Annotated in this window: 10 protein-coding genes; 5 read left to right on the top strand and 5 right to left on the bottom strand. The window is 69.4% G+C overall.

Going from position 1 to position 11,983, the window contains the following annotated elements; genetic code table 11:
• The first annotated feature begins 89 nt into the window (after window positions 1-89).
• The 3 genes from OX958_RS27275 to OX958_RS27285 are packed head-to-tail and all read left to right on the top strand — an operon-like array spanning window position 90 to window position 3,963.
• Entirely contained in the window at window positions 90-1,415 is a 1,326-nt protein-coding gene (locus OX958_RS27275; RefSeq protein ID WP_270132560.1) for an SLC13 family permease, read from the top strand.
• Complete coding sequence (locus OX958_RS27280; RefSeq protein ID WP_270132562.1) at window positions 1,415-2,557, top strand: CaiB/BaiF CoA transferase family protein; 1,143 nt, start codon at window positions 1,415-1,417, stop codon at window positions 2,555-2,557. The genes OX958_RS27275 and OX958_RS27280 overlap by 1 nt, the downstream gene beginning before the upstream one ends.
• Window positions 2,554-3,963, top strand: coding sequence for a carboxyl transferase domain-containing protein (locus tag OX958_RS27285; RefSeq protein ID WP_270132563.1), 1,410 nt, complete (start codon window positions 2,554-2,556; stop codon window positions 3,961-3,963). Before OX958_RS27280 ends, OX958_RS27285 begins: the two co-directional genes overlap by 4 nt.
• Before the next feature lie 103 nt (window positions 3,964-4,066).
• Here the strand turns inward: OX958_RS27285 and OX958_RS27290 are convergent, their stop codons facing one another.
• The 4 genes from OX958_RS27290 to OX958_RS27305 form a co-directional block, all read right to left on the bottom strand.
• On the bottom strand, window positions 4,067-4,822 hold the full coding sequence (locus OX958_RS27290; protein WP_270132564.1) for a helix-turn-helix domain-containing protein: 756 nt from the start codon (window positions 4,820-4,822) through the stop codon (window positions 4,067-4,069).
• A 75-nt stretch (window positions 4,823-4,897) separates the two neighbouring features.
• On the bottom strand, window positions 4,898-5,494 hold the full coding sequence (locus tag OX958_RS27295) for a DUF3105 domain-containing protein (RefSeq protein WP_270132566.1): 597 nt from the start codon (window positions 5,492-5,494) through the stop codon (window positions 4,898-4,900).
• The gene (locus OX958_RS27300) at window positions 5,491-6,765 is read right to left on the bottom strand and encodes a PqqD family protein (protein WP_270132568.1); all 1,275 of its coding nucleotides are present in this window, start codon (window positions 6,763-6,765) and stop codon (window positions 5,491-5,493) included. Before OX958_RS27300 ends, OX958_RS27295 begins: the two co-directional genes overlap by 4 nt.
• Complete coding sequence (locus tag OX958_RS27305; RefSeq protein ID WP_270132569.1) at window positions 6,762-7,859, bottom strand: HesA/MoeB/ThiF family protein; 1,098 nt, start codon at window positions 7,857-7,859, stop codon at window positions 6,762-6,764. Before OX958_RS27305 ends, OX958_RS27300 begins: the two co-directional genes overlap by 4 nt.
• 533 nt (window positions 7,860-8,392) lie before the next feature.
• On the opposite strand from OX958_RS27305, the gene OX958_RS27310 reads away from it, so the two are divergent.
• The gene (locus OX958_RS27310; RefSeq protein ID WP_270132570.1) at window positions 8,393-9,466 is read left to right on the top strand and encodes a hypothetical protein; all 1,074 of its coding nucleotides are present in this window, start codon (window positions 8,393-8,395) and stop codon (window positions 9,464-9,466) included.
• 63 nt (window positions 9,467-9,529) lie between these two features.
• Here OX958_RS27310 and OX958_RS27315 read toward each other — a convergent pair whose 3' ends face one another.
• Window positions 9,530-10,288, bottom strand: coding sequence for an AIM24 family protein (locus OX958_RS27315; protein WP_270132571.1), 759 nt, complete (start codon window positions 10,286-10,288; stop codon window positions 9,530-9,532).
• 152 nt (window positions 10,289-10,440) lie between these two features.
• On the opposite strand from OX958_RS27315, the gene OX958_RS27320 reads away from it, so the two are divergent.
• Window positions 10,441-11,967: a hypothetical protein gene (locus OX958_RS27320; RefSeq protein ID WP_270132573.1), complete on the top strand. Its 1,527-nt coding sequence runs from the start codon at window positions 10,441-10,443 to the stop codon at window positions 11,965-11,967.
• Window positions 11,968-11,983: the final 16 nt, after the last annotated feature.

Genomic DNA, 11,983 nt, shown 5'->3' on the forward strand with positions numbered 1-11,983 from the left:
ATTGACAAGTGGGTCATTGAGCTATTGGCTAGGCCAGTGAGCCACGCGGCGCACGCCGTCCTTCCGCCCCCGGAGTTAGGAAACTCACCATGGGACCAGAGTGGGTAGCGATCCTCGCCCTTGTCGCGCTGTTCGTGATGGGCACGCTGCTACCGATCAACATGGGCGCGCTCGCGTACGTCGCGGCGTGGCTCGTCGGGATGTACTCGCTGAAACTGAGCGAGCGGGAGATCCTCGCCGGGGTCAGCGGCGACCTGGTCCTGACCCTGATCGGCGTCACGTACCTGTTCGCGATAGCGAAGAACAACGGCACCGTCGACCTGATAGTCAGTAGCGCGGTGAAGGCGGTCCGCGGCCGGGTCGCGCTGATCCCGTGGGTGATGTTCGCCGTCACCGCGCTGCTGACCGCGATCGGCGCGGCCAGCCCGGCCGCCTGCGCGATCATCGGGCCGATCGCGCTGGGCTTCGCCGGCCGGTACAAGATCAACCCGCTGATGATGGGCATGTTCGTCGTGCACGGCGCCCAGGGCGGTGGCTTCTCGCCGATCAGCATCTACGGCACGATCACCAACTCGGTGATGGAGCAGAACAACCTGCCCTCCAGCGAGCTGACCGTCTTCCTGGCCAGCCTCGCCGTCAACCTGGTGATGGCGGCGATCCTGTTCGTGCTGCTCGGCGGACGCAAACTGATCGCACTGCGGGCCGACCCGAACGAACCGGACACGCTGGCCGACGACCTGCACCGCGGCGGCGCGACCGTCCCGGCGCGCGGGATGGGCGCCTCGGCGCCGACCGGCACCCAGGCCCTCGGCGTACGGCGCGACCAGGTCCTGACGCTGGTCGCCTTCGTCGGCGTCGCCCTGGTCGCGCTGGTCTTCGACAAGAACATCGGCTTCGTCTCCATCACCGCCGCGGTCCTGCTGGCGACCCTCGCGCCCAAGGAGCACAAGGACGCCGTCAAGCAGATCGCCTGGCCGACCGTGCTGCTGGTGGCCGGCGTCAGCACCTACGCCGCGATCCTGACCAAGGCCGGATCGCCGGAGTTCGTCGGGAAGTGGGCGGCCGGGCTCGGTGCCGCGGCGATCGGCGCGCTGATCCTTTGCTACGTCGGCGGAGTGGTGTCGGCGTTCGCGTCCTCGACCGCACTGCTCCCGGTGATCATCCCGATCGCGGTGCCACTGATCGCCAACGGCGGGATCAGCGCCGGCTTCTTCGTCGCCGCGCTGGCGGTCGCGTCCACGATCGTGGACGTCAGCCCGTTCTCCACCAATGGCGCACTGATGCTGGCCAACAAACCGGACACCATCTCCGAACCCGTCTACTACCAGCAGATCCTGGTCTACAGCACCGTGGTGGTCGTCGTCGGTCCACTGCTGGTCTGGGCCGCGCTCGTGCTGCCCGGCTGGGGCCACTGATGAGCGGGCCGCTCGACGGAGTCCTCGTGGTCGACCTGTCCCGCGCGCTGGCCGGTCCGCACGCGACGATGATGCTCGGCGACCTGGGCGCCCGGGTGATCAAGGTCGAGGCTCCCGGCTCCGGCGACGACACCCGCGGCTGGGGACCGCCGTTCGTGCAGGGCGAGTCGACGTACTTCCTGTCGGCCAACCGCAACAAGGAGTCGATCGCACTCGACCTGAAGGCTCCGGCCGACCACGAACTGCTGCTCCGGCTGGTGGACCGTGCCGACGTCCTGGTGGAGAACTTCCGCACCGGCGTCCTCGACCGGCTCGGGCTCGGCATCGATGAGCTGCGCGAGCGGAATCCCCGGCTGGTCGTCCTGTCGATCACCGGCTTCGGCCACGACGGACCGGAAGGTGGACGGGCCGGCTACGACCAGATCGCCCAGGGCGAGGCGGGCCTGATGTCACTGACCGGATCCGGACCGGACGACCCACAACGCGTCGGTACGCCGATCGCCGACCTGCTGGCCGGCATGTACGGCGCGTACGGCGTGGTCGCCGCGCTGCACGAACGCGATCGGACGGGCACCGGCAGCGTGGTGCGGACCTCGCTGCTGGCAGCAGTCGTCGGAGTCCACGCCTTCCAGGGCACGCGTTACACGGTGGCCGGCGAGGTAGGTGTTGCCCAAGGCAACCACCATCCGTCGATCGCGCCGTACGGACTGTTCCGGTGCGCGAACGGCGCGGTGCAGATCGCGATCGGCAGCGAGGGCCTGTGGCAACGGTTCTGTACGGCGTTCGGCGTCGACGAGGAAGGCCTCGGGACGAACGCCGAGCGGGTTGCCGCCCGGGACCGGGTGATCGAGGTGGTGCAGGCAGCCTTCTCGGCGTACGACGCGGAGCCGCTGCTCGAGCGATTGAGCGCGGCCGGCATCCCGGCGGGAAAGGTCCGCCGGCTGGACGAGGTCTACGCCTGGGACCAGACCGCGAGTCAGGGACTGCTGATCGACGTCGACCACGAGACCCTCGGGCCGCTCCGGCTGCCCGGACCGCCGCTGCGGTTCTTCCAGGGTGCCGCGGAGACGACGCCGGGCGAGCACTCCGCTCCCCCGACGCTGGATCAGCACGGAGCAGCGATCCGGGAGTGGTTGGGATGAGCGCCCGCGAGCTGATCGAGGTCGTCCTGGACGCCGGTTCGTTCGAGTCGTGGGACCAGCCGATCCAGCTCGACCCGGCCACCGGCAAGCCGTGGGACGGGAGCACGGCGGGCGGCGCGTCGTACCGGGCCCAGCTCGAGGCGGCGGAGCGGCGGGCCGGGACCGACGAGGCTGTGGTCACCGGCCGAGGTCTGATGCGCGGACGGCCCGTTGCGGTGGTGGTCAGCGAATTCGCCTTCCTGGGCGGCTCGATCGGTCGCGCCGCGGCCACGCGGATCACCGACGCCGTACTCCGGGCGACGGCCGAGCAGCTGCCCATCCTCGCGTCGACCGCCTCGGGCGGCACACGCATGCAGGAAGGCGCGCCCGCCTTCGTCGAGATGGTGCGGATCTCCCGCGCCCTGATGGCTCACAAGGCGGCCGGCCTTCCGTATCTGGTGCATCTGCGGCATCCCACCACTGGCGGGGTCTTCGCGTCATGGGGTTCGCTCGGGCACATCACGGTCGCCGAGCCCGGTGCGCTGGTCGGCTTCCTCGGGCCGAAGGTCTACGAAGCCCTGTACGACCAGCCTTTCCCATCCGGTGTGCAGACCTCCGAGCACCTCGCCGCGTACGGCGTGGTCGACGGTGTGGTCGAGGCCGCCGACCTGCCCGTCCTGCTCGACCGGGCGCTGGCCGTGCTGGTCGATCCGCCGGACGAGCCGACGCTGGAGCGGCGTACCGGGGAGATCGGGCCTGCTGACGGCTGGGACTCTGTACTGCGGACCCGCCGCCCCGACCGCGCCGGCGTACGGGAGCTGCTGCGGTACGCCGCGACCAGCACAGTCCGGCTGACCGAACCGGACGCGAGCATGCTCGTCGCGCTGACCCGGCTGGACGGACAGCCTTGCGTCCTGGTCGGCCAGGATCGCTCGCAGGACAAGCCGATGGGCCCGACCGCCCTCCGCCAGGCGCGTCGGGGCATGCACCTGGCCGAAGACCTCGGTCTGCCACTCGTGACCGTGATCGACACCCCGGGCGCCGAACTCTCCGCGGCCGCCGAGGAGGGCGGTATCGGCGCCGAGATCGCCCAGTGCATCGCCACCCTCGCGACCCTCCAGGTGCCGACCATCTCGATCCTGCTCGGCCAGGGCACCGGAGGCGGCGCCTTGGCGTTGCTTCCGGCAACTACTGTGATCGCCGCCGAACATGCCTGGCTCGCACCTCTGCCGCCCGAAGGCGCGAGCGCGATCATGCACGGCGACACCACACAGGCCGCCACCCTGGCCGCGGCCCAGCACATCACCTCGACCGCACTCCGCGCCGACGGCACCGTCCATCACATCGTCCCCGAACCACCCGGCGACACCGCCGAGTCGCTCAGCCGGGCGCTTGCCGCCGAATGCGCGGCTCGCCTCACCGGCTGAGTCGGGGAGTACAGTTCGCCGAACCACCCGGGGATCAGGAGTCTCCGCGCGGGCTTACCGAGTCCGGGTACTGGGCGGGCCCTGCGGTGCAGCTTGCCGTGGCTCACCCGGCCGACGGCTTCCTCCGGGCGTACCGGACGCCGGCCGCGAACCTGGTCCTGACCTCCAGCACCTCGAGCAGCCGGGACACCTCGTAGCGGACCGTCCGGACGCTCAGGGTGAGCCGCTCCGCGATCTGGTCGTCGGTGCACCCCTCGCTCAGCTGGTGGGCGATCAGGTGCTGACGGGCGGTCAGCTCGACCTCACTGTGGCGCAGCTCGGCCGCCCGGATCGCGGTCCCCCGGACCGCCTTCAGATACTGCCGGGCCGCGTTGACCGCCTCGGCGCCACCGATCAGCATCAGGCCGCGCTGCCCGTCGTCGGTGACCGGCCCCTCGACCAGCACCCGCTCGCCGTCGATCAGCTTCATCTGGATCGGGCCGCAGGCGACGTAGTACGGCATCTCCTCGGCGCTGACGATGAAGTCGGTGACGGCCGACGAGCCACCACTGGGATCGAAGAAGCTGGTCATCCGCAGGCCGGCCTCGACCAGCTCGACGTTCAGCCGGTGACTCGGGACGAACGACTCCACCGTCTGGTGGCGGGTCGAGGTGACCGCCACCAGTTCCTCGGCGGCCGAGCACCTGTCGTGCAGCCAGTCCCGCAACTCCAGCTCGTCCTGGCCGAACAACTGCACCTCGATCTGGGCCGGCCGTCCGGCCGCCCAGTCGTCGCAGCGCGCGGCGCGGACCAGCTGCAGCCGCAGAGAAGCGTCCAGCACGGCCTGCCGGCCGGGAAAAGAGAACTCCTCGCGGCCCATCCCCACCCCCCGTGGTTCGTCGTCGACGCAGATCCTGCCATGCGCGGACAGCTCACACGAGATTACCGAGTGTCGTCAGTTCTCGCCCTCGGCCGGCGGATGCGGCGGCAGGCAGTCGGTCGCGCCGTTGCGCCATTGGTGGTCGTACCGCCCGGGCACCGCCTTGACGAAGGCAAGGATGGCCGCCTCGTCCAGTGTGTCCAGCCGCTGCGAGCGCTGCCAGCCACTGAGCGCGATCCCGCGTCCGAGCTTCGGGTACGGCGCGACCACCACGTCCCGCGGATACTGCCGTCCGAGCCGCTCGATCTCCTTCACCACGTCGGCCGGTACGTCGGGGGCGTACTGCAGCATCACGTGGCCGTGTTCGAGCACGTGCACCTGCAGCTCTTCGGTGATCGGTTTGCGGTAGATCCCCGGCGGGACCACCCGGGGTGAGTGCGGCCCGGAGGTCGGCGGCATCGAGCGGTACGGCTCGTGTTCCTCACCGCTGTAAGCGATATGGCGTTTGCCCTCGAACGGCTGCGGTGTGCCGGGGACCTGGTCGCAGGCCAGCGCCGCCTTGTCCGCGAAGGACCCGAGCAGCACGCCGACCGCCATCCCCGACATGGTCAGCACGCTCAGGCTGGTGACGAGGACGCTGACCAGCCGGCCCCAGCGCCGCGCGGTCTTCATGCCGCCACCCGCGCGAACGCCGCCGCTGCCCGGCGGGCGCGGAGACGGTTGCGCAGGACGATGAACAGTGGCGCGGTCAGGCTCAGCAACGCCAGGACCACCAGCAGGACGCCCTCCCACCAGTAGAGGCTGAAGATCGGCGCACCGATCACCACGCCGCCGGCCCAGCCGAGCGTCACCTTGACGGCGGGCAGCAGGAAGTTCAGGGCGAACCAGCCCATCCAGACGATCCCGGCCAGGTAGAGCAGCCGGTACCAGCGCGCCACCTGGAGGTCCTTGGCGTCGGCGTCGCGCAGGATCGTCTGCTCCTGCGGGGTGAGCTTGCGGATCCGGCGCTTGAGGCCGAGCCGGGTGACCTGGTGCAGGTTCTTGCAGCCGGTCGCCGTGGCCATCACCAGGTACATGTCGGTCCGCAGGTAGGCCATCGTCTGGAAGGCCAGCTTGCCGACCTGGCTGAGCACCAGCATCGCGAGGAAGCGGACCACGTTCGGATTGAGGTCGAGCCAGCCCCGCGAGTAGGCGAACCGCGGCGCGACGGCGGCGAACAGGATGAACGAGTCGAACGCCATCCCGGCGAGGAAGGGGCTGTAGCGCTTGGCCGGCGGCAGTGCCCACAGACCGGTCAGATCGGTCTCCAGCACCAGGAAGATGCCGCGCCGTTCGAGCCGCAGCTGCGACCGGACGCCGGCTGCCGCGCCCGCGAAGGCGTGCCAGATCTCGTGCACGATGGCCAGGCCCAGCACGACGACGTTGGTGATCAGCAGACTGAGGACGATGTCGGTCAGGACGAAGGCGTCCTCGTAGCTGGGCAGCAGCGAGCGGTCGGCGGCGAACATCACCAGGGTGGCGACCAGGCAGCCGACGTAGAACGTCCAGGCGGCCTTGCCGAACAGGGGTTTGACCACCCACGGCGGGATCTTCGAAACGGCCCAGTACTTGACCTTCCGGCCCGGCTCGGCCGCTCCTTCGGCGCCCTCGGCCGGCGTCTGTCCGGCCGCCTCGCGCTCGTCGAGGAGGCCGGCCTCGACCAGCATCTCGACGAAGTCGACGACGTCGACGGGTTCGCCGAGTTCCTGCTCCATCAGGTCGGCGACCTCGGCGACGGTGTGACCGGCGGAGAGCAGCTCGATCAGCCGGGCACCTGCCTCCGGTACGACGACGAAGCGGGCGGTCTCCGGATTGCCCAGCACGAACTCGTCCTCGTCCTCCTTGCGGACCAGGAGGTGCCCGACACTCGGCCGGCTGGTCGCGTCGAGGGCAGCGATCGTCATCGACCCACCCAGCCGCAGGTCTCGCACTTCTCCCCGGTCCGCGGAGTGACGACGTAGTGGTAGGTCAGGTCGGTCAGGCTCAGGTGGAACATCCGCCCGGACGTGCTGGTCGGGATGCCGGCCAGGTGGTAGACCGCGTCCATCGCCGCGAGGTGGCCGGTGAGGTTCGCCGTCGGCGCGATCACGGCGTGGCCGTCGAAGGGGAACAGGCTCTCGGGCTCCTGGCCGTACCGCTCCCGCACGACGTCGTTCATGCTGGCCAGGCAGGCCTGACAGCAGGTGGTGCCGGGGACGAACAGGCCGACGACCGCCATCGGACCGGCGTACTGGGCGAGCATCCAGGGGGTGCCGGTGCGCAGCGCGGCCTCGTTGGTCCACTGGCGGATCAGCTTCTGCGGCTGGTCGGCGCACAGCACCAGCAGATCGCGGTTCTGCATCAGGGCGGCCACGTCGTCGGTGGAGAAGACCTGCTTCTCCTCCCCGGTGACAGTGGCGTGGGAGTTCATCTTGCCGAGCCGCTCGACGGCCACCGGGACCTTGGGCTTCCCCAGGTCGTCTTCGGTGTAGAGCAGCTGGCGGGTGAGGTTGCCTGCCTCGACGGTGTCGAAGTCGACGCAGTGCACGGTGCCGACGCCGGCTGCCACGAGCGAGGAGGCCACTGCCGATCCGGTGCCACCGAGGCCGAGCACCACGACACTGCCGGCTTTCAGGCGGGACTGTACGTCGTACCGGCTGGGACGTGGGGTCAGATCCACCCACGAGTAGTACGTCGTCGCCCGGTCGTACCGGTCGATCTCCTCCGGGCTGAGGTTGCCCGGGATCGGCGCGGCGGCATCCTCGACGTACCCGGCGTCGATCAGCGACTGGATCGTGTCGGCCACCTCGCCGGCCGGGAGCTGCGGCCGGTCGGCGAGCAACGCGGTGACGATCTCGTCCCGGGTGCGGGTGCCGTCCATCAGGCCGAGCAACTGCCAGCGGTCGCCGTCCTCGTCGTCGATCTCGGCGCCGATGCCGAGCTGCCGGCCGCCGATGTTGATCAGCGTCGGCGTCAGCCGGACGGGTTTGTGGATGCCCTTGATCCGTGGCTTCTGCATCGGTTCCCCTCCGAGCCTCTCGCACTGAAAAGCCGGGACGCGGTCGTGACCGCGCCCCGGCCTGGTTCCTGACCGATCAGCCGCAGGTGTCGTCCCGGCAGCCCGGGTCCATCGGGTCGATGATCAGGGTCGTCTCGAGGTTCTCCAGCTTGCGGACGAGAAGCTTCCTCGGCTCGCGGGTTTCTACCTGCTCCATGACTTCCTCCAGGAATTTGGTTGCCATCGCGTTGCGGCAACACCGCAACGCGATCATTAGAGCACCCGCGGCAACTAATTCCAATACATTCGCCGAATTGCTTTTCCGGCCGTTCCCAAGGCATTTTTTAAAACAAACGAATCACTGCCGGCAGGCGCACTCCCCGCCTGAAGCAGCCGCCCACTGAGGTAAATGGGCGTCAATAGGTAATCACCACCCAGATTCACTTCGGCGGCCCCCATGAAAGCCCGCGCCGGCGGCCGGCGGAAAACAAACGGCAATCGACCGTATGGTTGAAATCACTCATCGTGACCCCACCGTCACTCATCCTGGACCGATGAGACGTTTGATGCTCTGGGTCGTGATCGGACTGATGGCAGGTACGGGTTCGGTGGTGCCCGCGAACGCGCGGACCACCGAGCTCCCTGGGGGCAAGGCCAACTGGATGGTGTCGGTCGGTGGACTGAACACCGCCCAGACCAACAACTACGCGAACTGGACCCGGCTCGGCTGGTACATCTTCGCCACCGACGGCACCGTCGAGACCAGGTGGTGGAGCTGGAACCTGAAGGACGAGCCGATGCGGGTGGACAGCGGCGTCACCGGTGACTGCGGTGGGGACGTGCCGAACTGCGGGATCCAGACGCTGGCGTCGTTCAAGCAGGCGCCGGCCGGCGGATTCCGCGGCACCTACCGGTACGCCGCCGGTGGCCGCCTCGTGATCGACTGGACCGCGGACGGCAACGGGAACCCCCGGCCGTCGGCACTGACCGAGAACTGGAAGGTCGACCCGGTCGACGGCGGCAAGCTGGCGCGGATCAGCAGCGACGGGTACTTCGGTGACTACGGGCCGGTCACCGTGCCGACCGGCTTCTCCAACTACTCGGCGACCTTCGGGATCGGCTACGGCAGCAACGCGCCGATCTCGGCGGGCAACAAGGTCGACATCCCCACCCTGCGGTCGTCGTACGGGCAGACACCGTTCACGGGGACCTTCGTCACCGCGAACAACGGCGGTGTGAGACGAGAGGGCAGCGGGGTCGCCACCGGGTACGGAAGCTGGCTGAAGTGCGAGGGCAGTGACTGCGTCGGCCTGCGGCAGAAGAACACCGGCTGCAGATGCGGCACTTCGCCCAACGTGGACCGGATCCGCTACCTGGCCAACCTCGCTCCGGCCCGCAACAACGCCTACACCTACTGGTGCGAGTGCCTGGCGCAGGGCAAGCCCTGCTACCGGGCCAACAACCACGTGCAGTCGCTGCTGCAGATCATCGACGACGACCGCAAGCTGCAGGGCTGGGTCGGCGTAGAGACCTCCACCAGCGTCAACCCGACCACGCTGCAACCCGACCACGACTTCGGCAACGCCTACTGGGCAGTCCTCGACATGGTTGCCCCGGGCATTCGTTAACCAGACGAACGGGCCCAGCCGGCCTGTACTACGACCGGCTGGGCCCGACCCGAGTGCCAGGTGTCAGCGACCGCCGAGGAGGCCGCCGATGACTCCGGCCACGCCGCCTTCCTGGCCGGACTGCTGACCGGATCCGGTGCCGGCCAGGGCGCCGCCCGGCGGTTCCTCCGAAGGCTGGACGACGACGAAGCCCTGGCCGGCGAAGCTCATCGTGAAGCTCTCCCCGGTACTGCGGCCGAGCAAGGTGCCCAGACCCAGCTGGTCGGCCCGCTGGTAGCCGGTCTGCAGGTTGGTCGACCAGCACACCGCGGCCTGCGGGTCGGCGAAGGTCGGCTGGTCGACGTTCAGGACGACCGGCGTGCCCTTGCAGGTGATCGCGATCCGGCCCTGGCCGGAGAAGTTGCAGTTGAACAGGCCCGCGTTCGACATCATCCCGGTGCCCTGCACCATCTTGATGTCCCAGTTCAGCGTCGACTCGAAGGCCAGCACGTTGGCACCGTTGATACTCAGCCCGTCGTGCGGCCCGTCGAGGTCGATCAGGTAGATGTCGGACGCCCGGTCGGCCAGGAACACGTCGCCCTGCCCGCGCAGCTTCATCAGCGGGATCCCTTCCCCGGTGAGCTTCTGCTTCAGGAACTTGCCGATCCCGCCGGCGCCCTGGGCCTCGAACTGGACATTGCCCTGGTAGGCGACCATCGAGCCCTGCCGGGCGAAGACCTCACCTCGCAGCTCCACCTTGAGCAGCTTCGAGTTCTGCAGCCGCAGCCCTGCCTGGGCCGACTCCTGCTCCTGGTTGGCCGCGGCGAAAAGTTCGCTCCGCATGTTTCCCCCTCTGACGTAGTTGACCCGAGCGTAGGTTCTGACGCATCACCGGCTCATCCGGTGCCACCCTTGCCGCCCCCTGAGTTCCGCGTGACCCCGGTCACCCGCGATGCTGGTCCGCGCACGAGCCGATCCAACGGGAGCAGAGGGCCATGAACGACTATTTCACCGAGAGTCGTCAGAACCGGGAGCTGGAAGAGCTGCGGGAGCAGATGTCGGCGGCCGCCTCAGAGGCCTCGACACTGCGGTTCCGGCTGTCCCAGGTCCAGGGCAGCATGGAGACCCGGCTGGAGCGGCTCACCACGGCGTTCAACGCGTTCGTCGAGCTCTCGGACATCCGGTACGACCTGATCGGCTTCGCGAACGCCGCCGAGGTACGCCGGCACGCGGGGCAGGTGCTCGCCGCGCTGGCTTCCGGTGAGACTCCCGTGGCGTCGGAACGCGACGTACCGGCGTACTGGCTGGGGCCTGCGGTGGAGGCGATCCGGGGTCTCGCCGCCGGTGATCCGGACGAGGCGGCGCTGACCGAGGCCCTGAAGCGGGACGAGTTGCGTACGTCGGTCTTCCTCTGCCTCGGGCTCGCCGCGCTGGGTCGGCGGAACGAGGTCCGGGCGCAGTGGCTGGAGACCGCGTTCGGCCAGGTGTCCGCCGACGGCACGGTCACCCGCGTGCAGCGCGCGCTCTGGACCACCGCTGCCCGTGGCGGCTTCGGCATCGAGGGACAGAACGCGATCATCGGCAAGCTGCAGGTGCCGAGCACGGCCGGGGCCGGGCGATGGGCAGTCAAGATCCAGGAGGGGGCCGACCGGGTGCCCGTCACCGGTCCCGCCTTCAAGGAGCTGGTCGCGCCGGCCAAGGCTCATGCCGACCTGATCAGGCTGCGAGCGGCCGTCGAGCTCATCACCGGCGACACCAGCGTGCTCGAACCGGACACCGCACTCGCCTACGCAGCGGGCGATAAGCCCGACCCGGACAGCACTTCCGCCGTACTGCGCCTGCTGATCTCCGAGGGAAGTGAGCCGGAGCGAGCGGCGCTAGCCCGCGTCGCCGAACTGCGCGTCCAGCTCACCGACGGCGCTGCCGCTGGTGGCGGCACACTCGGCGACCAGGCCGGGACGATCGACAAGCTGCTGGAAGTGGATCTCGCCAACACCGAGGAGCCACATCTCGCGGCGGCGGCCTTGCGGGTGGTCTACCCCGGCGTACTGGCCGATGCCGAGATGCTCGCCCAGACCGCGACTGCGGCCAGCCCCCTCCAGGTGACCGCCGAGATCGAGTGGCGGCCGGTCACGTTGCTGCCGGACGGCCCTGACCGCCTTTCGCTGGCAGCCGCTGAGGCAGCGATTGCCGGGACAGTGCAGCCATTGGGCGTCCGCGATGTGCGCGGCGCGGTGGCGACGGCCGTCGCCGGGCTGGTGGTGGCAGTGGGGCTCGGGCTGACGCATCCGCTCTGGATCGCGATCGGGCTGGCGGTCGTCGGCTTCGCCGGCTTCAGCTTCTGGACCGCTCACCAGAAGCGTGCCGCCGAGCAGGCAGACGCGGTCACCCGGATCACCAGGCTGCGCGCAGAGTCGACCGAGGCCGCCGCGCAGCTCGCGGCGTACCGGGGTCGTGACCGCGATCGTGCTGCTGACGTCGCCGCCGAACTCACGGCGCTCAGGAAGCGGCTGGCGAGCTGAGGCCCGTGCTCGCGAC

The sequence above is a fragment of the Kribbella sp. CA-293567 genome, assembly GCF_027627575.1.
In the GTDB taxonomy this organism is placed as follows: domain Bacteria; phylum Actinomycetota; class Actinomycetes; order Propionibacteriales; family Kribbellaceae; genus Kribbella.